Source organism: Streptomyces sp. NPDC043854, assembly GCF_056436005.1.
Map to the genome: position 1 here is coordinate 1 of NZ_JBWKDK010000048.1, position 23882 is coordinate 23882.

Sequence of the window (23882 nt, forward strand, 5' to 3'; positions counted from 1 at the left end):
TTTTTTCTTTTTTTTTTTCTTCTTTTTTTTTTTTTGTTTTCCTTTCCGTCCTCCCCCCCCCCCCCTCCCCCCCCACCCCCCCCCCCACCCCCCCCCCCCCCCCCCCCCCCCTCCCCCCCCCCCCCCCCCCCCCCCCCGCGGCCGTGGCGGCCGCCACCCGGGCGGCCGCCTCCCGCTGCTGGGATATCGTCCCGGCCATGAAGATCATCGACCTGGGTGTCGGCGACCCGCGCCTGGACACCGACCTGCTCCCCGTCCTGCGCGAGCTGCGACCGCACCTCACCGAGGAGCTCTTCCGCCAGGTGTACGAGCGCGGCCATGCGCAGGGCCTCCGCTTCACCGCCGCCTACGCGGACGACGGCAGGTGCGTCGGTGCGGCCGGCTGGCGTGTCGTCGACACCACCAGTGCCGTGCGCAAGCTCTACGTCGACGATCTGGTGACCTCCGCGTCCGCCCGCTCGGCCGGCGTCGGCCACGCGATGCTCGCCCACCTGGAGGCCCACGCCCGCGCCGAGGGCTGCTACGAGTTCAGCCTGGACTCGGGCACCCACCGCACCGGCGCCCACCGGTTCTACCTTCGGGAGCGCTTCGACATCGTCGCCTTCCACTTCGCCAAGGAGCTGAAGTCCCTGGAGGGTTAGCGGCTCGCCAGCATGCGATGGGCCCCGCCCGGGGGTGCGTTCCGGACGGGGCCGGGGGCCTCTCCGCGGGGGAGGGGGAGGGCCGCCGTGGGCACAGCATTGCACTGTTTCCGGCCATACAACAGGGGGTTGGCTGGAAAGAGTCTCCCGGCCGGGTGCAAGGCACACAGCCGGCCCGCCGCTCGGCCCCTACCGTGGTGGCATGTGCGATCCGGAGAAGAACAAGGCCGCAGCCAAGGCCTTTTGGGATCGTCGAGCAGGGGGACGTCCTCCGGGTCGCCCCGGCCACGTCCGCGAACGACGACACCCTGTTCCGACCGCCCGCTACGGCGCGCAGCGGTAGGCGAACTCCACCGCCGCCGTCCGCCGGGTCGGCTCCAGCAGCTCCAGCTCCGCCCTGGCCGGATAGTTCCCCGTGCCCTGGAAGGTCCACAGCAGATGGAGCGCGGCCTGCTCCTGGCCCCGGGCCACCTGCTCCGTCAGCCGCTCGGAGCGGGTGCCGTCGCTGCGGATCCACCGGTAGGCCAAGGTCCCGGGGCGGCCGTCCGTCCGTACGACGGCCACCACGTCGGCGGTCGCCCCGCAGGCCGGTCCGGCCGGGTCGGTGGTCACGGCCACGTCCCGGACCGCGATGCCGGGGCCGTACTGCTGCCAGCACAGGTAGCCGAGGACGGCGGCCAGCACGGCCCCCGCGAGCGCGTACCGGCGCAGGCCGCCGCCCTCGCGCCGACGGGCGGGCGCGGGCTGCGGCACCACCGGGAACGGGGCCACGGCGGCCGCGGTCACCCCGGGCCCGAAGCGCAGCACGGAGCCGTCGACCCGGTCGGGGGCGACCTCCGGCTGCGCGGCGGGGGGCCCGCTGACCCAGTGGCTGCCGAGGACGGTGGCGCTGTACTTGTCGTTGTCGCTCATCGGATCTCACACCGCTTGATCAGGAGCTGCTGGACCGCTGCCCCGTTGCCCGCTGCGGGCGTCGTCGTGGCCCGTACGCCCCAGTAGCAGCCTGTGCCCCGGAAGGTGAGGGTCCTGGCGGTCGCCGCCGTGGAGGAGGGGAAGGTCATGGAGCCCTCGGACGCGCCGAGCGTGCCCCGGGAGTTGCTGCTGAACCACTCCAGCCGGACGGTCGCCGGGCCGGAGGCGTCCACGGACAGCGTCACCTGCGCCGCCGTGAAGTCGGTCTGCCGGAACGAGGTCACGTTCACCGCCCTCACCTTCACCGCCGGAGACGGGGTGGGGGACGCGGGCGGCGCGGTCGGAGGCGACGGCTGCGGGCCGGCCGGCGCAGGAGTGGCCGGGGAGCCGGGGCCGGGGGACGCGCCCGCGGAAGCGGACGCCGAGGCGGACGGGGACGCGGACGGCGAGGCCGACGCGCCGGGCGAGGCCGAAGCCGAGGCGGACGCCGAACCCGACGGTGATCCCGCGGGGACCGGGCCGCCCGTCGGCGGAGCCGCGCTGGTCGTCGCGAACGAGCTCAGCGCGGCCGCCCCGACCGGCTGGTCCGAGGCCGCCGCCTGGGTGACGACCACCAGCACGCCCAGCACCAGGGCCACGCCCGCGCCCAGCCAGCCGCGCCGCCCGGGCGCCCACAGCGAGGTCGTGGCGAACGCCGTGGTGGACGCCGTCGAGCCGCCCGCCGACGGGAACAGCAGCGGCAGCAGCGCCGCCAGCGCCGCCAGCTTGCGCTGGCCACGCTCCTCCCAGTCCGGGCCGTACGCGCCGCAGGCCACGGCCTCCAGCTCGGCCACGAACGCCTCGGCATCCTCCGGACGCTCCTCCGGACGCTTCGCCAGACCCCGCCGGATCAGCGGGCGCACCGGCTCCGGGGCCTCGGACTCGGGGACCGGGGATTCGACGTGCTGGAGCGCCAACTCGGCGAAGTTCTGGCCGGGGTACGGCTTGCGCCCGGTCAGGCACTCGAAGAACGTGGCCGTCGCCGCGTACACGTCGGCCGCCGGAGAGGCGGGCCGGCCCTGCCACTGCTCCGGGGCCATGTACGCGGGCGTACCGGCCACGCCCGGCGTGGCGCCGTGGTCCGTGGCGATGCCGAAGTCCACGAGCTTGGACGAGCCGTCGGCCGCGACCAGGACGTTCTCCGGCTTGTAGTCGCGGTGGACGACTCCGGCCCGGTGCGCGGCCGCCAGGCCCAGCAGGGAGCCCTTGAGCACGACCAGGGCGGCCTCGGGGCCGGTGCCGGTCTGCCCGGTCTGCTTGAGCAGCTCGCGCAGGGCCACGCCGTCGACGAGCTCCATCACGATGGCGGCGCCGTCGGGCGCCTCCACGTACTCGTACAGGCCCACGACGTACGGCGAGTGCAGCTCGCCGAGCAGCCGGGCCTCCGCCCGGAAGCCCTGGACGAACGCCGGATCGCTGCGCAGCCGGTCGCTGAGGTACTTCATCGCCACGGGAGTCCCGGTCCCGTCGTGCACCGCCAGCACCACCCGGCCGCTGGCGCCCGAGCCGAGTTCTCTGGTCTCCGTGTAACCGGGGACCACCCACGCCTTCATCTTCCTGCCCCCTTGCTGTGGGTCCCCACCCCCCTGGAACCCGGGCGAACGCACACGGGATCTTCGATGTGGGTGTTGTCGTCGTCATCGCCGTGCGGCGCTGCCGCGCATGGCGTCGCGCAGTGCCGGGAACGGTGCCCGGCCTGCAGCGGGGTCATGATAGGGGCAGCCGGTGACAGCCTCTGCGCAGGGTCTCCGGCGGCAGGCGGTCCCGCCCGGCCGCCCGGCGGGCGCGGGTCAGCTCACCGCCCGCTGCACGAGCGCCGCTATCCGGGCCTCCACCTCGGGCGTCACCTCGGTCAGCGCGAAGCCGGCCGCCCACATCGCGCCGTCGTCCAGCTTCGCCAGGTCGCTGAACCCGAGCGTCGCGTAGCGCGCCTTGAACTTCTCCGCGCTCTGGAAGAAGCAGACGACCTTGCCGTCCAGCGCGTAGGCGGGCATCCCGTACCAGAGCTTCGGTGCGAGGACCGGGGCGCCCGCCGTGATGACGGCATGGACGCGTTCGGCCATGATCCGGTCCGAGTCCTGCATCTCGGCGATCTTCGCGAGGACGTCGCGCTCCGCCTGCGCCGCCTTGTCCGCGCGCGAGCCGCGGCGTGCGGCCTTCTTCAGTTCCTGGGCGTGGTCCTTCATCGCGGCCCGCTCCTCGGCCGTGAATCCCTCGTACGCGCCGCTGTCGGTGCTGCTCATGTCGTGTCCCCCTGGTGGATCTCGATGTGCCGGATCGTGAGAAAAACGATATCCGGGCCCACTGACAGCGGCTCAGCTGCGCACGGGCACCGGCGTGCAGAAGGAATCGATTGTGCGGCACCGCCCCGCCGCGCAGTATGGATCTTGTCGCGGCATCACGGACGAACCCTGTCGCGACAGCGGACAGACGGAGGGGAACGGCATGACACTCCACGGCGGCCGAGCGCTGCGCATCGCCGTGCTGGCGGACGACCTCACCAGCGCCGGCGACGGCGCCGCACCCTTCCGCCGGACCGGCCACGACGCCCGGATCCTCTTCCGTCTCCCGGAGGCGGCAACCTCCGGCCTGCCCCGGGGCGTGACCGCGGTCGATCTCGGCACGCGCGTCGCCGACGGGGAGACCGCCGGCGCACGCATGCGGCAGGCGGCTCGCCGGTTCGCCGACGCCGATCTGCTGCTGAAGACGGTGGACTCCACCCTCCGGGGGCACGTTGCAGCGGAGATCCGGGCCGCCCGCTCCGGCTCCGGGCGCCGGGCCGTGATCGTCGCCCCTGCCTTCCCCGCCGAGGGCAGGGTGACGGTGGGCGGGGTCCAGTACGTACGGGGGATCCCGGTCCACGAGAGCGAGTTCGCCGGCGATCCCGCGCACCCCGTGCGGTGCTCGGATCTCGCGGAGCTGTTCCCGGACGCCGTCCTGACCGGCCCGGACCGGGTCGGCGACCTGCCCCGGCTGATCGGTGCGGGCGGGGTGGTGGCGTACTCGGCGCAGCAGGACGCCGATCTCGACCGGCTCGTCGAGGGCGTTCCCCGCCTCGGCGAGGTGCTGTGGGTCGGCTCGCCCGGGCTCGCGGCCGCTCTCGCACGGCACTGCGCACGGGCCGCGGCCGAACCCCCGTCCGTTCCCGGTCCGGCCCGGCGGCCCCTGGTCGTCGTCGGCAGCGCCAACCCCGCCACCCGCCGGCAGTTGGCCCTGCTCCGCGACCGGGCGGACGTACAGGCGGTCTACGCCTCCGACGACCCGGCGGCGACGGTCGCCGACCTCAGTGGCGCGTCGGCCCCCGTGCTCGTCCTGCACACGCCGGACGAGCGCCGGCCGCGGGACGCCGCGAGGGCCCTCGGCCGCTCCATGGCCGACGCCGTGCGCAAGCTCATCGAGGAGGACCGGGTCGACGCGCTCGTGCTCACCGGGGGCGAAACCGCCGCGGAGGTTCTCGACGCCCTCGGCGTCACCGGCATCAACCTGGCCGACGAGCCCGAACCCGGTGTGGCACGCGGAACCCTGCTCGGCCGGCCCGCCCTTCCCGTGCTGATCAAGGCCGGCGGCTTCGGCGACGACACCACCCTCGTCCGCCTGTGCCACCTCGTCCGGCGGCAGCACGGTGCCTGACGGCGCGACAGGTCCTTCGTACGGGTACCGGGCCGGGCCCGCTGCGGGACACCGATGCGCCGTCAGGTGTCGCGAGGCCGCCGTTCGGCCCCGTCGCGATTGCCGGGCTCCCACGGACCCTCTGTGATGAGTCGGGGCGGAAGCCGAGGCGCTGCTGCGTGACGGCGCGGGCATCCGGCGCCGCGCCCGCGAGCACCTCGCACGGGCCTCCACGCCGCCCGCCGCCCACCCCACGACGTCCACGGCGCAGGCGAAGCCGACCGGCTCCCGCCGGAACCCGGCGCGCGCGGCGATGGCGCACATGGGGGCGGCGACGCGGGGTAGGCGGGGGCCATGGACACAGACCGCACACACCACGCGGCGAAGGCCTCCGGCCCGGGACCGCTGCTCACGGCCGTGGAACACCTGGAACAGACACCGTACGCCGATCCCCTGATCCGCGGGCTCCGCGCGGCCGTACGGTCCGTGCCGCTCGGGCCGGTGCGCGACCTGCTCCACGGCCGCCCGCTGGGCCATCCGGCGCACCCCGCGCTCGTCCAGGTCCCGATCGGGACCTGGCTGTCGGCTGCCCTGCTGGACCTCCTTCCGGGTCGGCTCCCGGGCCGGCACGGCGCCGCACAGGTCCTCGTCGGCGCCGGCCTGGCCGCGGCGGCCCCCGCCGCGGTGTCCGGCTGGGTGGACTGGGCGGAGCTGCCGCCAGAGCAGGCCCGTACCGGCCTCGTCCACGCCCTCGGCAACACCGCCGGGGTCGTGCTCTACACGAGCTCCTTCGTGGCCCGTACGCGGGGCCGGGTCTGGCGGGGCAAGGCGCTCGGGATGGCCGGGCTCGCCGCGGTGGGCGCGGCGGGTGCGCTGGGCGGCCACCTGGCCTACCGGCAGGCCGCCGGCGCCAACCACGCCGAGCAGGTCGCCCACCTGGTACGGGACGGATGGCACCACCTCGGTGCGGTGGCCGCCTTCCCCGTGGGCCGGGCCGTGCGCGCCCGCGTCGACGGAGTGGACGTACTCGTCGTACGCGAGAGCGGCGGCGCCGTCCACGCGCTGGCCGACCGCTGCGCCCACATGGCGGGGCCGCTGGCGGAGGGGGAGATCGCGGACAGCTGCGTACGGTGCCCCTGGCACGGCAGCGTGTTCCGCCTGTCGGACGGGTGGAACGTCGAAGGGCCCGCCACCGCACCCCAGCCCGCCTTCGACACGCGCATCGTGGACGGGCACGTGGAAGCCCGGCTCCAGCACTTCCACCAGCCCCGTTGTCAGCCGGAGAGCAGCCCGGACGCCTGACGGCGCGCCTCCGCCGGCCAGGCGCGGCGCGCCGAGCGGTCGAGGAGGAGCGGGCGAGGAGTCGGGGACGGTCCCCGCCCGCCCTGGCATGTACACCACCTCGGGCACCGGCATCCGCCGGTCGCGCGGGCAGGGACGGTGAGGCCGCCGCCGCGCTCAGCCCGAGCCCGCGGGCGCAACGGGACCCCTCACGCGGAAGACAAGCCGGCCTGGCCGAAGGCGCCGGTACCCCCCCGACCCGCCCACCCGCCCGACCCGGCCGATCCGGCCGATCCGGCCGTCACGGCGGTGACTCCGCCCAGCTCTCGGGGCCGGCGCCGCGCCATTCGGCCACGTCCGGATCGCCGAAGTCGAGGGCCTCGGGAGCGGTGACGCCGGCCCGGCGGAGGAGCTCGACGACGTCGCTGGGCCTGGCCGCGGTGCCCAGGACGACGCCGCCGTAGCGCACCTGGCGCCGCCCGTGCTCGTCGGGCGGGTGGATGATCAGCCTCGCGGAGGTCATGGCCCCACCCTCGCCGCTCGGCGGCCGGCTCGCACTTCCTCGCCTCCGTAGGAGCGCGCCCGTGTCGAAGGTTTGCGCGCCCGGACAGCGGTGAGGCGCGTGGGCAAGGCCCCTCCCGCACCCCTCGTGCGGCAGACCCCCGGCATCGGCGTGCCGGGAGGAACGGAGGTGGGCCGTGACCGCCTGCGGCGAGAGCCCCTACCGCGCCCGCGCGGCCGGGGCCGGCCCCCCGGCGCTGGACGACGCGCTGACCGATGCGGTCCTGCGGACGGGTGCGTCCGCCGGCGGCCTGTTCCTCTGGGACGGGGAGGGGGCGCAGCGGAAGCTCGGGCTGGCCGTGGTGTACGGGCTGCCGGAGGAGGTGGCCCGGCCCTGGCACCGGATCTCCCCGACGGCTCCGACCCCCGTCGTCGACGCGCTGCGCGAAGACCGGCTGGTGTGGGTCGGCTCCCACGAGGACCTCGCCCGCGACTACCCCCGGGCCGCCGTCAGCCTCCCGTACCGGTCGGCCCTGGCCGCGGCGCCGCTGCCGGGCCGTACGGGCGCCATGGGCGCGCTGCTGCTGCTCTGGCCCGCGAGCCACCCCCGCCACGCCGGCCGCCGCGAACAGCACCACATCACCGCGGCCGCCCGCCGCATCGCCCGGATCCTGGAGGGCGCCGGGTCCCCGCCCCCGGTGCCCGAGCGGCCCCGCGTCATCCCGGCAGTGCCGCCCACCCCGCGGGGCGGGGGCCGGGCAGCGCAGGCCGCCGCCGATTGGATCGAACGCCTGCCCGAAGGTGCTCTGGCGCTGGACCTGGAGGGCCGGATCGCCTTCCTGGACGGCACTGCCGCCGCCCTGCTCGGCCGCAGCGCCGGGCAGCTGCTCGGAACCCGGCCCTGGCAGTCCCTGCCGTGGCTCGACACCCCCCTGGTCGAGGACCGCTACCGCACCGCCGTCATGAGCCGCGACCCGGTGGAGTTCACCGCCCTGCACCCGCCGGACCACTGGCTGTACTTCCAGCTCTATCCGGACGCCGGCGGCATCAGCGTCCGCATCACCCCCACCGGCAGCCCGACGGCGAGCCGGCAGCCCGGGCCGCGGGCCGGCCCGCCCCGCGCGGCCGCGGCCGGACCGCAGACGGGCCGGATCTACCAGCTCCTGCACCTGGCAGCGGCCCTGACGGAAACCGTCGCCGTCCGCGACGTCGTCGAACTGGTCGCCGACCAGGTGCTGCCCGCGTTCGGCGCCGACGCCCTGGTCCTGTCCGCCGCCGAAGCCGGCCGCCTGAAGATCACGGGGCATTACGGCTACGACGCGGCCACCATCGACCGCCTCGACGGGCTGCCCCTGGACACGGAGCTGACCCCGGCGGGACAGGTGATCGCCGGCGGCGTGCCCGCGTTCTACGACGACGCGGGGGAGATCGCCCGCGACTATCCCGGCGCGCCCCGCATCAGCGGCAAGCAGGCCTGGGCCTTCCTCCCGCTGAGGATCTCCGGGCGCCCGGTCGGCTGCTGCATCCTCTCCTACGACCAACCCCACACCTTCACCGCCGACGAACGCGCCGTGCTCACCTCCCTCGCCGGTCTGATCGCCCAAGCCCTGGACCGGGCACGCCTCCACGACGCCGCCCACGACCTCGCCCGCGGCCTCCAGCAGGCACTCCTCCCGCACTCCCTGCCCGTCGTGCCCGGACTCGAGATCGCCGCCCGCTACCTGCCCTCCGGCCACGGCATGCACATAGGCGGCGACTTCTACGACGTCATTCCCCTGGACGCCGCCAACGTCGCGGCCGTCATCGGCGACGTCCAGGGGCACAACGTCGCAGCCGCCGCCCTGATGGGCCAGGTCCGCACCGCCATCCGGGCCGCCGCCGGGGCCCCGCCCGGCGAGGTCCTCACCCGTACCGGCCGCCTCCTGGCAGACCTGGACACCGACCTGCTCGTCTCCTGCCTCTACGTCCACATCGACCTCGCCCACCGGCTGGCGATCCTGGCGGGCGCCGGCCACCCGCCGCCGCTCGTGCACCGCCCCGGCACCCGGCCCCACCCCGTGAACCTGGACCCCGCCCCGCTCCTGGGCATCGGCACGGAGACCCCGTGCCCCGTCACCCACCTGGACCTCACCCGGGGAACCCTGCTCGCGCTCTACACCGACGGCCTCGTCGAGAAACCCACCGCGGCCGGCATCGACCCGGACCGGGCCACCGCCGACCTCGCCTCCGTCCTCGCCACACGCGCGGGAGCCGGCCTCGACGACCTCATCGAAGCCCTCGTCGAGGCCACCGGCCCCGCCTCCCCCCAAACCGACGACATCGCACTGCTGCTCCTGCGCATCTGAAGACCAGCCCCCGACGGCGGCCGACCGCGCGCTGATCCTCCCGGCCGGCGGCCGTCGCGCTATGCGGGAGCCCCGGCAGAAGCGAAGGCGCGCGGGCGAAGCCGTATCCGCTCGCCGTCGAACACCACGGTTTCGCCCGGGAGGATGAGCAGACCCGCCTCGTCCTCCTGGCACGTGCTGTCGATGCGGCGGACCTGGACCGCCGGGCCCAGGACTCCGGCCATGAACACGGTCGGGTCGATCTCCCATCCGTGACCGGCCAGCCAGCGCTCCAGCGCGTCGCTGTCCGCCGTCTCCGCCCCGCGCGGCCACGTGTACGTGCTCGCCATGCCTACCCCCTGTAGCTGTCGGATCACCGCGGCAGATGGTGTCACCCGCCTCTGACAGCCGCCGTGCATTTCGGCGACCCGCACCCGCCGCGGCCGCACCAGCGGCTGCGCCTTGCCGGTGAAACAGGCCCAATGGCCTGGGGGTCGAAGATCAAATATCTTGCGCGGCTTCGATTCCTCACTTCTCGTGTGTGTGCGACACCACTCGGACACGGCGGCGCGCGTCCGTCGGTGCGGCCCGGGGTGGGCTTCTCCCCCCTTCGGCGGTCATCCCGCCGGGCGCGCACCGGATGCCTTCCGCCACGCGGCAGGCCACGCTGCGGTCAAGGGCAGCCACCACCGCACAGACGAGGACCGAGCCATGTCCCACCTCCGGCGTATCGGCGTCATCACCGGGGCGGCAGTTCTGCTGCTCACGGCAACGGCCTGCTCGGCCGGCAAGACCACCGTGGGCACGCTCACCTTTCGCGGCCACGACTCCCCGATCGAGCTCACGTACTCGAACACGCCCGTCGAGGGCTGCCACCGGATCCGCCTCCCGCACGGCGCCGCTCACGTGGAGAACAACACCCTGGTCGACGTCATCTTGTACCGGACACCGGAGTGCGAGAAGTCCGAGAAGGCACCCGGAATCTACGTCCCGATGTCCAGTGCGAACGGGACCGCTCCCGGCTCCCTGCCGTGGCGCAGCTTCTCCGTCGTCCACTGACGGCGAACCGACCGACCGACGGCTGACCGACCGGTTCCGGGCACGGCCCCGGAACCGGAACCGGAAGCGAGGGGCTGCTGCCGGCCGAGGCCACCGTCGTCGCCTACCCCGCGCAGGTACGCCCCCGCTCAGCGGCAGCCGGTGGTGGGCCGGTCGTGGACCAGGGCGCAGATCATCTGCTCGCCGCGGCGGCCCGGATAGGCGGCGCGCAGGGCGGCCCGGAAGTCGTCCCACTGGCGGGCGATGTCCTGGGCGGCCAGGTCGGTGGCGCGCTGGAAGTTGCCGTTGTCCGAGCGGGGGGCGGCCGGGGTGTCCTTGGCGAGGGTGCCGTTGTGCTGGACGCGTCCGTCGCAGCCGACCGGAAGGGCGCCCGTGGATTCGAAGTCGGGGTAGCAGCCGGTGCTGAGGTCCTCGGGTACGAGGGCTGCGGCTTCCGCGGTCCAGGCGGCGTCGTTCATGGTGCTGTAGCGGCCGACGGCGAGGAACGGGGCGATGGCGGTCTTGGCCAGGCCGGGTGGGTTGGTGAGGCCGATGGTGCCCGTGGTGCGGTCGGACCAGTTGCTGTGGGCGTAGAAGTCCTCGATCTGGTGCCAGCCGCGGCCGAGCTGCTCGAGTACGGTGCACTTGGCGCGATCCGGACTCTCGTCCCAGGTGCAGGGAGACCCGAGGTCGGTGTCGCGGGCGCTGACGCGGCCCTCGGCGTCGACGAGCCCGTCCGCGGCGCGCACGGCGGCCCGGAAGCGGGCCACGGAGCTGCGGATGCAGGCCAGGAGCTCGGTGGTCGCCTCGTCCCTGGTGCGCGGGTAGCCGGAGGCGTACCGCGGGGCCAGGTAGTCGGCGTTGTCGCAGTGCAGGATGCCCAGCTTGAAGTAGCCGCCGTGGTCGTTGGCGTTGACCGCCCCCGTGCGGGCGTCGGCCATCTCCGTCAGGGTCCGGGGCTCCCAGGTCAGTGCCTGCCGGGTGATCGTCTCGTGGTGGCCGCCGGTGAAGGCCTGCGCGGGAGCGGGTGCCGTCAGAACGGTCGTGGCGGCGACCGCACAGGCCAGCGCGACGAACGCCGTCAGCGGACGCCGCCGTGGAGGTTCGCGGGTGAGTGGCACAGGGGTCTCCTGGCGGGACACGGCGGGGCCGGCCCCTTGGCCCCAGCATCACCCGGCCCTGCGGGCACTGCATCCGCGGACGGCCCTCAGCCCGTGCCGCCGAAGCTCCAGGCCTCGATGTCGCGGTACTGGATCGGCCCGGGACCGCGGCCGAAGTTGCTGCCGACCAGGTGGAGGCGTTCGGTCCGCCAGCGGCTGCCGGTGAACCCGGCGAGCCGGGCGGCGGCCTCCACGGCGCTCGAGGAATCCGCCCGGCGGGACCGCGCCAGCGTGAGGTGCGGGTTCATCGGCCGACCCTGGAACGGCACACCGCTGTCCCTGACCAGGGCCCGTACCTCGGTGGCGAGCAGGTGCAGGCCTTCCAGGTCCCCGTCGATCCCGCTCCACAGCACCCGCTCGTCGAAGTGCCCGCCGCCGCGCAGGCCCAGCTGCAGGGGCCGGCGCGCCGCCGCGAACTCGGCCAGCGGCGGCCTCAGCAGCGGCACGGTGGCGGCCGGGACCTCGCCCAGGAACGCCAGGGTGATGTGCCAGTCCTCGATGCGGTTCCACCGCATGCGGGGGTACGCGTCGTAGGCGGGCCGCAGCTCCTGCTCCAGCTCCTCCTTCGCCTCGTCGGGCGGGGCCAGCGCTATGAAGACGCGGAGGGTCTCGGCCTGAATCTCTTCCTTCACGAAACACTTCGTACCGTGTCCGGGCGGGTCCCGTCACATCCTGCCCCGTACACCGGTCACAGCCGCCGCCTCCGGGACCCTGTCCGCCACCGGCGGGCGCGGCTATCGTCCTCTCCGAGGCGAGGCCGTAGCCGGCCGGAGAGCGGGAGGCCGCCGTGTCGCTCGGGCGCAGGACGAAGACACCGCGGGTTCCGCCGCGCTGGTTCATCCGTCTCGTCTGGTCCCTGCACCGGGGGGTGTACCGGGTCCTCGGCGGCCGGATCGGGCTGTGGCGGCCGCGGCCCCGCGGCTGGGGCGCGCTGCGGCTGACCACCACCGGGCGCCGCACCGGCCGCCGGCGGAGCGTGATCGTCGCATATCTCGAGGACGGCCCGAATCTCGTCGCGCTGGCGATGAACGGCTGGGGGGCGGGCGAGCCCGCCTGGTGGCTCAACCTCCGGACGCACCCCGAGGCGACCGTCGACCTGGTCGACGGGCCGCGGCCGGTACGGGGCCGCGCCGCGGCGGGCGAGGAGCGGGCACGGCTCTGGGCCCGCTGGCGCGAGATCGACACCAACCTGGACGCCTACGCGGCGCTGAGGCCGTCCGAGACGGCGGTGGTGGTCCTGGAACCCAGGCCCGGCGTACCGGACGTACCGCGGACCGCCTGACCGGCCCGGCCGGAACGAGCCGGCCAGTCGGCGTCTGCCGCTGCCGCCGGGCCGTCGCCCTCCGTATGGGCCGGTATCCGTCCCATACGGCCGCTAGGTTCGCCCGTATGACGCTGATGCCGGTCTCCTGGAACGCTGCTCTCGCCCGCCGCCTGGCCCGCCAGTTCCTCGACCGCCCGGCCCCCGCGTCCGGCTCCGCGGGCATCGCCGGCGTGGCCGGCGCGATGATGGGGGCACACGCACAGGTGCTCTCCGCCGCGGAGCTCTCGCTCGCACTGCGCCTGGACGGCGTGACCCGAAGCGACGTCCGTACCGCCCTGTGGACCGACCGTGCGCTGGTGAAGACCTTCGGCCCCCGCGGAACCGTGCACCTGCTCCCCGCTGCCGACCTGCCCTGGTGGACCGGCGCGCTGGCCGCCGTACCCGGCTCCACCGGCCTGCCCGAGCCGGCGCGGATGACGCCCGAGCAGACCGACGACGTGGTCGCCGCGATCGCCGACGCCCTCACCGGCGCCGAACTCACCGCGGACGAGCTGACCGAGGCGATCGTGGCCCGGACCGGGCCGTGGGCGGGCGATCCCGTGATGCCCGCCTTCCGGACCATGTGGCCCCGCTGGCGGCAGGTCCTGCACACCGCGGCACACCGGGGTGTGCTGGCCTTCGGCCCGGACCGGGGGCGCAAGGTGACCTACACCCGCCCGCGATGCACCCCGCAGCCGGCCGGGACGGCCCTGGACACCCTCGTGGACGGCTACCTGCGCGCGTACGGTCCCGCCACCTCACAGGACTTCGCCCGCTGGCTCGCCGCCCCGGAGCCGTGGGCCGCCCGGCTCTTCCGGCAGCTGGCCGACCGGCACCGGATCGAGGAGGTGTCCTTCGAGTCCGCGCCCGCCTGGGTGGCCGCCGGCGACACGGACTTCCCCGCCGAGCCGCCGCGCGGCCTGCGCCTGCTGCCGTACTTCGACGCCTACGTCGTGGCCGGCCGCCCGCGGGAGCGGCTCTTCCCGGGCGCCGCCCGCACCCGTGCCCTCGCCGGCGGCCAGGCCGGCAACCACCCCGTCCTGCTGGTGGACGGCGTCGCCGCCGGGGTCTGGCACCAGCGCCGCTCGGGCCGCCGCATCATCCTCACCGTCGAACCCCTGGCTCCGCTGGGCACCCGCGACCGGCGACTGCTGGAGACGGAGGCCGAACGCACGGCCGCCGTCCTCGAGGGCCGGGCGGAGCTCACCATCGGCACGGTGACCGTGGGACCCCACGCCTGAAACACCGCGGCGACGCCTGCCTGGCACCGACGGCCCGTGCCCGAGCGCGCCGGGGCCAGGACGTGCGGGTCCTCACCCCCTGCGCCCTCCCCGGAAGCCCTCGGTGCCACCCGGCAGGCCGGTTTGCCTGGAACCGCCGGCCACCCGGACGCCGCCGTGCGAGAGTGGGCCGTGAGGTGGGGCGGGCACATCAGGGGGCGGGGTGGGCGTGCGCAGGCTGCTGTCGCTATCGGACGCGTTGGTGCTGCTCGGGGGCGATCCGCCCGCCGTGGCCGCGCTGGACCGGGCCCTGGGCGGGGCGCTCAACGCGGCGACAGGGGGAATCGGGGACGGGCTGCTGCGCGTCGCCGACGCACGCGGACGCATCGTGGGCCTGGGCCGCGACGCCGTGCGCGGCCTGGGCCGGCGCCTCGGCCGTGCGGAGGGGCGGGCCGAGCGCACGGAACTCCTGCACGCCGCCCACACCGTGATCGTCGTCGTCGCGTGGTTCCAGGCACTGGGCGAGGCCGACCTCCCGTTCGGCATCGACGACCTCGAACTCACCCGCGGCGAACAACTCGCCCTCGCCGGCGCCCCGGAACCGGGCCCCCGCGGTACGGCGTTCGCCCACTCGCTCGCCACCGCCGACGCACCCCGGCCCGCACCCCACCGTCCCTTCGAGGACGTGACGGCGGAGCTGAGCCGGTGGTACGGACGGCTGTCGGAGCGGTTCCTCGGCTTCGTCGAAGGGCTTCGCGTCTGGACCGGCCTGACGGAGTCCGGCCGGAGCACGGCACGGCAGGTGCTGGCCACCGAACTGCCCCGCGCCGCCGTCCGGCACTACGAGGGCCTGTACGCACAACTCGCCCAACAGGCACCCGAGTTCGGGTTCTGGGTCGCGCAGGTCGAACACCAGGCCACCCGTGACCGGGTGCGGACCGCGCTGGCCGGAGTCGAGGAACTGCTGTCCGAGGTGGCACGTGCGATGCGCCCGCCGACCGACGTCGCCGCCGCCCTCGCCCGCTCCCACGAGGCCGCCCTCACCCGGCCCGTGCTCGACGCCTCCACCGCGCCCGACGGCATCAGCGTGCCAGCCCTCCAGGACATGTACCTCGATCCGGACTTCCGGGTGCGGGCCGTGGCCGGCACCGGCGGCCCGGCGAGCGAGTCCTGGTGGGAGGAGGCCCCCGTACGCCGCGACCTGACGGGCTACCTCGCGGGCGCCCTCACGTCCCCCGGAGGCAACGGCTCGCCGCTGCTGGTGCTGGGCCAGCCCGGCGCCGGCAAGTCCGTGCTGACCCGGATCCTCGCAGCCCGGCTGCCCTCCGCCGGCTACCTCCCCGTCCGCGTCCCGCTGCGCGACGTACGCGCGGAGGACGACCTACAGGAACAGCTCGAACAAGCGGTACGGGCGGCCACGGGGGAACGGGTGTCCTGGCCGGAGCTGGTCCGCTCGGCCGGCGGCGCGGTCCCGGTGCTGCTCCTCGACGGCTTCGACGAGCTCCTCCAGACCACCGGAGTCCACCACAGCGACTTCCTCGTCCGCGTTGCCCGGTTCCAGCAGCGCGAGGCCGAACAGGGCCGCCCCGTACGCGCGGTGGTCACCAGCCGCACCGCCGTCGCCGACCGCACCCGCCACCCGGAGGGACTCGTCGCCCTGCGCCTCGAGCCGTTCCGCCCCGCCCAGATCCGCCGCTGGCTGGAGCTGTGGAACGAGGCCAACGCGAGCAGCTTCGCAGCCCGAGGACTGCAACCCCTGCCGTGGGACGCCATCGCCCGGCACGAACCCCTCGCCGTGCAGCCGCTCCTGCTGACGATGATGGCCCTGTACGACGCCACCGACAACGGCCTGCGGCGCGACGGCGACGACCTGCTCGACGAGGCCGAGCTGTACGAGGAGCTGCTCACCTCGTTCGCCCACCGGGAGGTCGACAAGACCGCCCCCGGCGCCCTGCCGGAGAGCGGTCTGGCGGCGCGCGCAGAGCAGGAACTCCAGCGGCTGTCCCTGGTCGCGTTCGCACAGCTCAACCGGCGGCGGCAGTGGGTGTCGGCCGCAGAGCTCGACGAGGACCTCACGGCACTGCTGGGACGACGCTCCACGGCCGCGTCCTCGTCCGGGTTCCGGGCCCCGCTGGGCGCGGCCGAGGAGGCGCTGGGGCGCTTCTTCTTCGTGCAGCGCGCCCAGTCCGTCCGCGACGGCCGGAGGCTGTCCACGTACGAGTTCCTCCACGCCACGTTCGGCGAGTACCTCGTCGTACGGCTGGCGCTGCACGTGCTCACCAGCCTGCTCACGGACCGGCCCGCCCTGTCCCTCGGCACGAGCCGCGTCGACGACGACCTGGCGTACGCGCTGCTGTCGTACGCCCCGCTCTCCTCACGGCAGATCCTGCGGTTCGGGGAGTCGATGGTCCGGCGGATCCCGGACGACGAGCGCGAGCGGCTGGGACGCCTGCTGGTCCGCGTCTTCCACCAGCACACGACACGCACGGACGACCCCCATCCGGCCTACCGGCCCGCCGTCCTGCGCACCTCGTCACGGCACGGCATCTACGGAGCCAATCTCGTCCTGGTGGTGCTGCTGCTCGCCGAGGGCGTCACGGCGGAGGACCTCTTCCCCGGCTCCTCGGACCCGGTCTCCGCCTGGCACCGGCACGCCCTGCTGTGGCGGTCGTCGTTCGACGAGCAGCAGTGGACCGACTTCGCGCTGTCGCTCTCCGTCCACCGCAACCGGTCGGAGGAAGGCCGGAGCCTGGAGATCCGCCTCCGGTCGGGGGAACTGCGGCCGCCGGACCCGCTGGACATGTACTGGCTGTACCCCGTTCCCCGGCGCGACGTCGTCCACTGGTCCCGGGACTACTGGGACAGGCTGTGGCACAAGATGGACGTCGCCAGCAGCACGAACGACCTCTTGGTGCGGCACATGATGGACCCGGTCATGGAGTGGCTGGGGCCGGCGATGACCACCTTCACGTCGCCCGGAGAAGGGCGGCCGGCCACCTCGCTCGCCCACGACCTGCTGCGCCTGATGATCGGCGGCAGCATGGGGATCGCGCCCTGTGAGCTGGCAGAACTGTACCTCCGGGTGGGCCGCGCCCTGACCTTGCTGCCCTACGACTCCCCGATCCGGGAGCCCGCGGCCCGGCTGCTCGTCGACATGCTCGGCCGGGACGGCTCGGCCCTTCGCCAAGACACCATCGTCACCCTCATCCACCGCTCCCTGCACTTGCCACCTGGGCTTCGCGAGCGGCTCGGCCGGGCCGTTGCCATGCACCATCCGGACCTGACACTCTGGGAAGAGCTCTGATCCGTACCCCGCTGTAGGAATTCCAGCCGTGGTACCGGGCTTCGCGCCGGCGAGCAGATCCCGGATCAGCGGCTCCGCCGGGGTTGCCGCCGCCGCGCCCGTACCGGCGAATTCACCTACTGGTTGGTAGGCGGTTCTCGTGCGGCCGCCCGCCCGCGAGAGCGTGTCGCCGCCAATCCAACTCCGCTACGAGAGAAGGACCATGACGACACGTCCTGTGGGGCGCGCCATCGCGCTCGTCCTGGGCGGGGTGCTCGCCGCCTCGTTCGCACTGCCGGCCGAGGCCCACGGAATCAAGGCCGTCCACCCGAAGGCCGAGACCCGGGCCCTCTTCGACGACGAGGCCGGCGGCGACGCGAACGCGGACGACCCGGCGATCTGGCGCAACCCCGCCGACCCGGGCCGCAGCCTGGTGATCGCCACCGCCAAGCAGGGCGGCCTGCGCGTGTACGACCTGGACGCCAAGGAGGTCCAGTCGATTCCGGCACCGGCCGGCCCCGGTGCCGGCGATGCTCCCGGCCGGTTCAACAACGTCGACCTCGTGCACGGTCTGCGCGTCGGCGGGGCCCGCGCGGACGTCGCGGTGGTCAGCGACCGCGGGAACGACCGGCTGCGGATCTACCGGATCGACCGCGACCGGCCGGGCGGCCCGCTCACCGACATCACCGACCCCGGCGTGCGGCCCGTCTTCTCCACCGACCAGGGCGAGGTCAACGAGCAGGCCACCGCCTACGGCCTGGCCACCTGGACCGACCGGAGCACCGGGCGGTCCTACGCGCTGGCCAGCCAGCGCAGCCGCACCCGGATCGCGCTGCTGGAGCTGGTCACGACCCGTTCCGGCACGGTGGACTACCGCCGCGTGCGCACCCTGGACCTCCCGTCGTCCTTCCGGCTGCCGAACGGAACCACCTGGGCGCCCTGCGCCGAGCCCGGCGAGCTGCCGCAGGTCGAGGGCATGGTTGTCGACCCGGCGAACGGCACGCTCTACGCGGGCCAGGAGGACGTCGGCATCTGGCGGATCAGGGCGGACCTCACCGGAACCCCGCAGCTGATGGACGAGGTCCGCGAGTACGGCGTCCCCGGCACGTACGACGAGACCACCGAGGAATGCACGCCGGGTGCCGACCCCGGCTACGGCGGTACGCACCTCTCGGCCGACGTCGAGGGCCTGACCCTGGTCACGCAGCGCGGTGGAGACGGGTACCTGCTGGCCTCCAGCCAGGGCGACAACCGGTTCGTCGCCTACGACCGCGAGCGCGACGAGGACAACGAGTACGAGGGCGCCTTCCGGGTCACCGCGGCCTCGGCCGCCCTCGACGGTTCGGAGGTCTGTGACGGAGCCGCCGCGCTCAACGCGCCGCTCGGCGCCACGTACCCGAACGGCCTGCTCGTCGTCCAGGACGGTCAGGAGACCCCCGGCGACGGCGACCGCGAGGCCACCGGCTTCAAATTCGTCGACCTGGGCGACGTCCTCCACGCCCTCGACTGATCCCGGCCGGGTCCTACGCCCCGCCAATCCCGCAGGGAGGGCGGGGCGTTCGGCTCGCGTCCGGCGCCATGACGCCGCCGTCCGGCCCGCCCGCGCACCGGTAGCGGATCGCCGGTCAGCGACGGGAGGTGGCCCGCCGGGGCGGCGCGATGCGTATCCGCTTCTCCTCGGGTGCGTTCTCGATGTCGTCGAGCTGCGCGACGATCGTGCCGCGCAGATCGTCGTAGTCCTCGAAGCGGTGGTCGTTGAACAGCGTGTAGCCCGTCCACATCAGGTTGGCGCACACCCGGGCCGGCACCCTGCCGGTCTGCGCGCCCATGCCGACCAGCGCCACCGACCTGATGCTGCCCGGCTGCGCCAGGTTCTGCCGGTGGACCGCCTGGAAGGCGGCGGCACACGCCAGGGCCACGTTCAGCGTCTCGCTCACGTTCTGCGAGGACGTCTCCATCGTCGGCGTCGAGATCAGGAACCGCGGATTGACCGCCCCGGACGGAACGCACACCGCGCTACCGACCGGAAGGCTGCCCGCGAACCCGTCGCGGATCGCCCGCTGCACGCGGAGCTGGATGCCCGCTCCGAGGTGCCGCTTGATGACGGCGTCCACGCCGCCGTCCATCCGGCCCCGGGAATTGGTCGGACTGACCCAGGCGTCGACCTCCTCATCGAGGATCGACCCCTTGCGGATCTCGATCTGCGGGGTGTCGGCGAACGCCGCCCGCCACGACTCCACCACCTTCGTGTTGATGTCCGTCAGGACCACCCTGAGCTGCGGCTGCACATGGTTCACGGTCATGATTCGACTCCCGTCGACAAGAGGTCTGCCCACCGGTTACGACGCTATCGGGCCCCACTGACAACGCCCCTCCCTGCGCGTCCCGGTGACTGTCCGTCACGATTGCGGGGCCGGTCGAACCGGTGTTAGCCTGCCGCCGGATTCCGCTGATCGAGCAGCGGCGACGTGTGCCCACCCGCCCCGCCGCATGCTCCCGGATCCATTCCGCTTCGCCTGTCCGCCGCCTCCGCGCGGACGCCGACCACCTCGCCAACCGTGCCCGTGCCCTTGCCGTGCCGGCACGGTGTGATCCTTCGGAGTACCTCCACCATGAGCGATGCCAACACCCAGGCCCAGCCCGACCCCAACGACCCGCTGGCCCTCGCCGAGTTGTTCAAGGGCGGCGGCGAGCCGTGGCTCCCCCTGCTCAAGCCGGTCATCGAGGCCCAGCCGGGCGCGGCGACGTTCATCGGCCCGGGTCGCGGCCGGGATGTCGTTCCCGTCCGCGAACTGACCTTCCAGGCGCTCAAGCCGAACCCGCCGCACAAGTGGAAGGTCGTCGTCTTCGGCCAGAACCCGTACCCGCGGCCGGAGAGCGCCACCGGCATCGCCATGTTCGACAACACCTTCCACGACTGGAAGGACAGCCAGTTCGGCAGGGTCGTCAGCATCCGCTGCATCATCAAGGCGGCGGCGATGTGGAAGTACGGGATCCCCAAGAAGACCCCCATCGCCGACATCCGGAAGTTGCTGAAGGAGCACGACACCGTCCAGCCTCCGGAGTGGTTCCAGGCGATGCTCACGCAGGGCGTACTGCTGCTGAACGCGGCACTCACCGCCAGCGGTGACGGCGCGATGGGAGCCGACCGGCACACCGCGTTCTGGCGGCCGGTCGCCGAGCGGATCGTCGAGGAGATCCTCAAGGCCAAGCAGGACGCCGACGAGGAGGACCGCGGTGTCGTCTTCGCGTGGTGGGGGGCGCATGCGCGCAACCTGAAGAAGGTCGTCCTCCGGCTCCAGGAGAAGTACCCCGCGGTCGAGGTGCGGCACATCGACCACCCCAATCCCGCGGCGCAGGGGGACATCTTCTGCGACGGCGATCACTTCGCGATGGTGAATGACGCTCTGGCGTCCCTGGGGGCTGACGCCATCGACTGGCTGCCGAGCAAGGGGTGGAACACGGCGCCGGCAGAGACCGGAGGCGGGGACGGCGGTGTCGCCGAACGCATGGGCGCGTTCATCGCGTCCACGATGGAGTTGCACCAGCTGTATCTGGAGCGGCTCGCGAGCGTCAAGGACGAGGGGCTCGTCCTCCCGGAGATCACCGGCGTGTCCGAGACTCCGCTCATGGGCTTCCGCGATGCCGTCGCCCCGGTCGTCCGGCTGCTGTCCGGACTGGACGGACACGTCAGGCGGTCGCACGAGTTCGGAAAGAAGCGAGCGGACGAGACGGCCGGCGGCCTGTCCGCCGACGCGATCGCCGCGCTCCACCTCTACACCTGCGAGTCCGCGTTCTACCGGGAGATCAACGCCGTCCTGCGCTCCCCGGACCGGTCCCGGGTCGTGCCGTACCTCCCGTACCTCCGGCTGCTGTTCTCGGCGATGGCGGGCTTGCCCGCCCGTACGGAACCGCTGTGGCGCGGCGTGTCGCTGGACCTGCGGGCCCAGTACCCGATGGGCCGGACGGTGACCTGGTGGGGCGTGTCCTCGTGCACGCCCGAGCTCGGCGTGGCGCGGGCCTTCCTCGGCAGCCGCGGGAAGCGGACGCTGTTCGAGGTGGTCCCCGTCCGGGCGGTGGGCATCCGTGACTTCTCCGCGTTCACGCACGAGGAGGAGTTCATCCTCGCGCCCGGGACGCAGCTGAAGGTGACGGAGGTCAGGACCGAGCGCGGCGGCCTGTGCACCGTGAGGCTGACCGAACTGGAGGAGGGCCCCCTCGTGTCCTGAGCAGGGTCAGGGCTCAGAGGGTCTCGCTCAGCGAGTCCGCCAGGCGCCGCCGCGCCGCCCGTGCCGCCGGCAGCACCGCCGCCGCGACCGCACCGAGCACCGCCCCGGCGACCACGGTCAGCAGCACGGGCAGGGGCGGCAGCTGGGCGATCCCGGCGCCGATCCCGCTCGACGCCCCCTGGGCGTCCACCAGCCAACGGCCGGCCAGCGCACCCGCCGCCGTCCCCAGGACGGCGGACGCCAGCGCGGTCAGTCCGGCGGCCGTGACGATCATGGCCCCGATCTGCCGGGGAGTGAGGCCGATCGCCTTCAGCGCGAGCAGGTCCCGGCCCCGGTCGCGGACGCCCGTACTGATCAGCGTCAGCAGTTCGGTCAGCCCGATCAGTGCCAGTACCGCGACCAGGGCGGCGATCACCGCGCGGGCCGGCTCCAGCCGGTCGGCCGGATTGGCGGTCTCGCGGATCTCCAGCGTTCCGGCCGCCGCTCCGGCGAGCGTGCTGCTCACCGCCCGCGGGTCCGCGCCCTCGCGCAGGACCAGGGCGTGGTAGTCGGGCCGCAGCTGCGGATCGCGCTCCCGCAGGGCGTCGACGGTCGTGGTGATCACCCGGCCGCCGGACTCGGGCTCGATGGTGCGGCCGACGAGGTGCAGGATCTGCGGCCGTCCCGCGACGGTCATGCGCACCCAGTCGCCCACCCGGACCCCGAGGAGGTCGAGCAGCCCCTGCCCGGCCACCGCCTCGTCCGGCCCGCCGGCCGGGCGTCCCTCCACCACCGCCGAGGGGTACGGGTCCTTCGCCGTGCCCAGCCCGCGGAGCGTGATCGTGCCAGTCTGCCCCGGCACCAGCGCTGCCATCTCCGCGCCCGGATGGACCGCGGCGATGCCCGGGACCGCCGCGAGGGCCTTCTCCAGCTCCGGGTCCGACGGCCCTCCGGGCTGCTGGGCGCGTACGGTCAGCGCCGCGGGCAGGCCGACCACCGCGGGCCGGCTGCGGAACTGGTCCAGCGTCGACCAGGCGACGAGCGCGACCGTGATGAGGGCCAGCGGCAGCGCCGGCCGGAGCACCGCCACCAGCGTCCGCCGGCGTCGGGGGAACGCGGCCCGCCACCCCAGGACCAGGGCGGGGGGTACCCGTGTGCCGAGCGCCCGCCGGCCGAAGGCGGTCATCGGTGCGGCGGAGGGCAGCGCCGCCCGGGCCACCGGTACCGGCGGCACACGGCCGGCCCGCCAGGCCGAGAGCCCGGTGGCGGCCGCGATCAGCAGCACGGCGCCGCACGGGATGCCGATCATCAGGGAGGTGTGGCCGGGCAGGCCCTGCCACACCTCGGCCGCGTCCCCGATCCGCCCCGGTATCCGGGCGCCCAGCAGGGCGATCGCCGCCGTGCCGAGGGCCACGCCGAGCAGGGCGAAGGCCAGGTGCTGGACGAGGAAGCCCCGGGTCACCTGGCCGGGGGTGAAGCCGACGGCCTTGAGGACGGCGATGTCCCTGAGCTGCCCGCGGACCCGGGCGGCGATCGCCCCGGACGCGGCGAGCGCCGCCGCGAGCAGCGCACCGAGCCCGAAGACGGCGAAGACCTGCCCGAGGAGCCGGTCGTCGCCGCCCGCCTCGGCCCGCACCTGCTGCCACTTGGTGACCTGCGCCACACGGTCCGCCCCGAGGACGGTCACGGCGCGCTGGACGATGAAGTCGGTGTCGCCCGGATCCTCCAGGCGCAGCCCCACGCTCTGCCCGAAGGGCCCCTGGGCCATCGTGTCGAGGGTGGGGGAGAGGACCCAGCCGATGCCGGGTGCGCCGCCCGGCCGGTAGCGGGGCTCGGCCGCCTCGGCCACGCCGCTCACCCGCAGGGTGCGCGGGGTGCCGTCCGGACCGGTGACCCGTACGGTGTCGCCCGGCTCGGCCCACAGTGCGCGCGCGACCGAGGCCTCCAGCACGACCGCGCTGTCCCGGCCGGCGCCGCCGTCCGGCGGGGTCAGCCAGCTGCCCGCGGTGACGAGCGGCCGCCCCGTCTCCGGGGGCGCCACCTCGGCGGCGCGCAGCGTCACCGAGGCCCGGGCACCGCGTGACTCGACGGTCGTCGCGGCCGCGCGGAAGGGTCCCGAGACCGCGGCGACCCCGTCCAGGCCGGACAGGGCGTCCGCGTCCGCCCCGGCCCGGGTGTGCAGCCAGACGTGCGCGCCCTGGGATTGGTTGAAGCTCCGCTGCCAGGGGTTGGCGGCGTAGCTGAACAGTGCGCCGGCCAGCAGCAGCGACGCGATGATCCCGGCGCTGGCCAGGACGACGAAGAGGGCTTCGCCGCGGTGTGCGCGGAAGTCGGCGTGCGCCCAGCGCAGAGTGGCCCGCACG

General features: G+C 74.3%; 19 protein-coding genes. 10 read left to right on the top strand and 9 right to left on the bottom strand.

Translation table 11 applies throughout. The features are described from left to right. Nucleotides 1-197 precede the first annotated feature (197 nt). Entirely contained in the window at nucleotides 198-641 is a 444-nt protein-coding gene (locus AC068A_RS30235) for a GNAT family N-acetyltransferase (RefSeq protein ID WP_478589443.1), read from the top strand. 324 nt (nucleotides 642-965) lie between these two features. Here AC068A_RS30235 and AC068A_RS30240 read toward each other — a convergent pair whose 3' ends face one another. The 3 genes from AC068A_RS30240 to AC068A_RS30250 form a co-directional block, all read right to left on the bottom strand. Further along, a complete protein-coding gene (locus AC068A_RS30240) occupies nucleotides 966-1553 on the bottom strand; it encodes a hypothetical protein (RefSeq protein WP_478589444.1) in 588 nt (195 codons plus the stop codon). Continuing rightward, on the bottom strand, nucleotides 1550-3145 hold the full coding sequence (locus AC068A_RS30245) for a serine/threonine-protein kinase (protein WP_478589445.1): 1596 nt from the start codon (nucleotides 3143-3145) through the stop codon (nucleotides 1550-1552). The genes AC068A_RS30240 and AC068A_RS30245 overlap by 4 nt, the downstream gene beginning before the upstream one ends. A 237-nt stretch (nucleotides 3146-3382) precedes the next feature. Further along, complete coding sequence (locus AC068A_RS30250; RefSeq protein WP_478589446.1) at nucleotides 3383-3835, bottom strand: iron chaperone; 453 nt, start codon at nucleotides 3833-3835, stop codon at nucleotides 3383-3385. 202 nt (nucleotides 3836-4037) lie between these two features. Between AC068A_RS30250 and AC068A_RS30255 the strand changes: the two genes are divergently transcribed. Continuing rightward, entirely contained in the window at nucleotides 4038-5222 is a 1185-nt protein-coding gene (locus AC068A_RS30255) for a four-carbon acid sugar kinase family protein (RefSeq protein WP_478589447.1), read from the top strand. A 333-nt stretch (nucleotides 5223-5555) separates the two neighbouring features. After that, nucleotides 5556-6503, top strand: a complete 948-nt coding sequence (locus tag AC068A_RS30260; protein WP_478589448.1) for a Rieske (2Fe-2S) protein — start codon at nucleotides 5556-5558, stop codon at nucleotides 6501-6503. Between the two features lie 280 nt (nucleotides 6504-6783). Here AC068A_RS30260 and AC068A_RS30265 read toward each other — a convergent pair whose 3' ends face one another. Continuing rightward, the gene (locus AC068A_RS30265) at nucleotides 6784-7005 is read right to left on the bottom strand and encodes a hypothetical protein (protein ID WP_478589449.1); all 222 of its coding nucleotides are present in this window, start codon (nucleotides 7003-7005) and stop codon (nucleotides 6784-6786) included. Between the two features lie 175 nt (nucleotides 7006-7180). On the opposite strand from AC068A_RS30265, the gene AC068A_RS30270 reads away from it, so the two are divergent. After that, complete coding sequence (locus AC068A_RS30270) at nucleotides 7181-9328, top strand: GAF domain-containing SpoIIE family protein phosphatase (protein WP_478589450.1); 2148 nt, start codon at nucleotides 7181-7183, stop codon at nucleotides 9326-9328. A 59-nt stretch (nucleotides 9329-9387) separates the two neighbouring features. On the opposite strand, the gene AC068A_RS30275 is transcribed toward AC068A_RS30270, so the two are convergent. Further along, nucleotides 9388-9657, bottom strand: coding sequence for a hypothetical protein (locus tag AC068A_RS30275; RefSeq protein ID WP_478589451.1), 270 nt, complete (start codon nucleotides 9655-9657; stop codon nucleotides 9388-9390). A 361-nt stretch (nucleotides 9658-10018) separates the two neighbouring features. Between AC068A_RS30275 and AC068A_RS30280 the strand changes: the two genes are divergently transcribed. Continuing rightward, entirely contained in the window at nucleotides 10019-10366 is a 348-nt protein-coding gene (locus tag AC068A_RS30280) for a hypothetical protein (protein ID WP_478589452.1), read from the top strand. A gap of 128 nt (nucleotides 10367-10494) precedes the next feature. Here the strand turns inward: AC068A_RS30280 and AC068A_RS30285 are convergent, their stop codons facing one another. Together AC068A_RS30285 and thpR are read right to left on the bottom strand one after the other, a co-directional pair. Further along, entirely contained in the window at nucleotides 10495-11466 is a 972-nt protein-coding gene (locus AC068A_RS30285) for a CinY protein (protein WP_478589453.1), read from the bottom strand. Nucleotides 11467-11552: 86 nt separating this feature from the next. Next, nucleotides 11553-12137, bottom strand: a complete 585-nt coding sequence (gene thpR, locus AC068A_RS30290; protein WP_478589454.1) for an RNA 2',3'-cyclic phosphodiesterase — start codon at nucleotides 12135-12137, stop codon at nucleotides 11553-11555. A 155-nt stretch (nucleotides 12138-12292) separates the two neighbouring features. On the opposite strand from thpR, the gene AC068A_RS30295 reads away from it, so the two are divergent. The 4 genes from AC068A_RS30295 (at nucleotide 12293) to AC068A_RS30310 (ending at nucleotide 18821) form a co-directional block, all read left to right on the top strand. Further along, on the top strand, nucleotides 12293-12787 hold the full coding sequence (locus AC068A_RS30295) for a nitroreductase/quinone reductase family protein (RefSeq protein WP_478589455.1): 495 nt from the start codon (nucleotides 12293-12295) through the stop codon (nucleotides 12785-12787). Between the two features lie 116 nt (nucleotides 12788-12903). Next, a complete protein-coding gene (locus AC068A_RS30300; RefSeq protein ID WP_478589477.1) occupies nucleotides 12904-14049 on the top strand; it encodes a winged helix DNA-binding domain-containing protein in 1146 nt (381 codons plus the stop codon). Nucleotides 14050-14257: 208 nt separating this feature from the next. Next, the gene (locus AC068A_RS30305) at nucleotides 14258-17332 is read left to right on the top strand and encodes an NACHT domain-containing protein (protein ID WP_478589456.1); all 3075 of its coding nucleotides are present in this window, start codon (nucleotides 14258-14260) and stop codon (nucleotides 17330-17332) included. A gap of 202 nt (nucleotides 17333-17534) precedes the next feature. Next, nucleotides 17535-18821: a phytase gene (locus AC068A_RS30310; protein WP_478589457.1), complete on the top strand. Its 1287-nt coding sequence runs from the start codon at nucleotides 17535-17537 to the stop codon at nucleotides 18819-18821. Between the two features lie 115 nt (nucleotides 18822-18936). Here the strand turns inward: AC068A_RS30310 and AC068A_RS30315 are convergent, their stop codons facing one another. Continuing rightward, on the bottom strand, nucleotides 18937-19614 hold the full coding sequence (locus AC068A_RS30315) for a macro domain-containing protein (protein WP_478589458.1): 678 nt from the start codon (nucleotides 19612-19614) through the stop codon (nucleotides 18937-18939). Nucleotides 19615-19923: 309 nt separating this feature from the next. Here AC068A_RS30315 and AC068A_RS30320 point away from each other — a divergent pair, with 309 nt between their 5' ends. Then, on the top strand, nucleotides 19924-21540 hold the full coding sequence (locus AC068A_RS30320) for an ADP-ribosyltransferase domain-containing protein (protein WP_478589459.1): 1617 nt from the start codon (nucleotides 19924-19926) through the stop codon (nucleotides 21538-21540). 13 nt (nucleotides 21541-21553) lie between these two features. On the opposite strand, the gene AC068A_RS30325 is transcribed toward AC068A_RS30320, so the two are convergent. Continuing rightward, on the bottom strand, nucleotides 21554-23881 hold the full coding sequence (locus tag AC068A_RS30325) for an ABC transporter permease (protein ID WP_478589460.1): 2328 nt from the start codon (nucleotides 23879-23881) through the stop codon (nucleotides 21554-21556). Nucleotide 23882: the final 1 nt, after the last annotated feature.

Excerpts from the sequence above, each read along its gene's own strand:
- AC068A_RS30260 (WP_478589448.1), top strand. The coding sequence starts at position 5,556 with ATGGACACAGACCGCACACACCACGCGGCGAAGGCCTCCGGCCCGGGA.
- AC068A_RS30255 (WP_478589447.1), top strand. The coding sequence starts at position 4,038 with ATGACACTCCACGGCGGCCGAGCGCTGCGCATCGCCGTGCTGGCGGAC.
- AC068A_RS30310 (WP_478589457.1), top strand. The coding sequence starts at position 17,535 with ATGACGACACGTCCTGTGGGGCGCGCCATCGCGCTCGTCCTGGGCGGG.
- AC068A_RS30320 (WP_478589459.1), top strand. The coding sequence starts at position 19,924 with ATGAGCGATGCCAACACCCAGGCCCAGCCCGACCCCAACGACCCGCTG.
- AC068A_RS30275 (WP_478589451.1), bottom strand. The coding sequence starts at position 9,657 with ATGGCGAGCACGTACACGTGGCCGCGCGGGGCGGAGACGGCGGACAGC.
- AC068A_RS30240 (WP_478589444.1), bottom strand. The coding sequence starts at position 1,553 with ATGAGCGACAACGACAAGTACAGCGCCACCGTCCTCGGCAGCCACTGG.
- AC068A_RS30265 (WP_478589449.1), bottom strand. The coding sequence starts at position 7,005 with ATGACCTCCGCGAGGCTGATCATCCACCCGCCCGACGAGCACGGGCGG.
- AC068A_RS30250 (WP_478589446.1), bottom strand. The coding sequence starts at position 3,835 with ATGAGCAGCACCGACAGCGGCGCGTACGAGGGATTCACGGCCGAGGAG.
- AC068A_RS30315 (WP_478589458.1), bottom strand. The coding sequence starts at position 19,614 with ATGACCGTGAACCATGTGCAGCCGCAGCTCAGGGTGGTCCTGACGGAC.
- AC068A_RS30235 (WP_478589443.1), top strand. The coding sequence starts at position 198 with ATGAAGATCATCGACCTGGGTGTCGGCGACCCGCGCCTGGACACCGAC.
- AC068A_RS30245 (WP_478589445.1), bottom strand. The coding sequence starts at position 3,145 with ATGAAGGCGTGGGTGGTCCCCGGTTACACGGAGACCAGAGAACTCGGC.
- AC068A_RS30300 (WP_478589477.1), top strand. The coding sequence starts at position 12,904 with ATGCCGGTCTCCTGGAACGCTGCTCTCGCCCGCCGCCTGGCCCGCCAG.
- AC068A_RS30280 (WP_478589452.1), top strand. The coding sequence starts at position 10,019 with ATGTCCCACCTCCGGCGTATCGGCGTCATCACCGGGGCGGCAGTTCTG.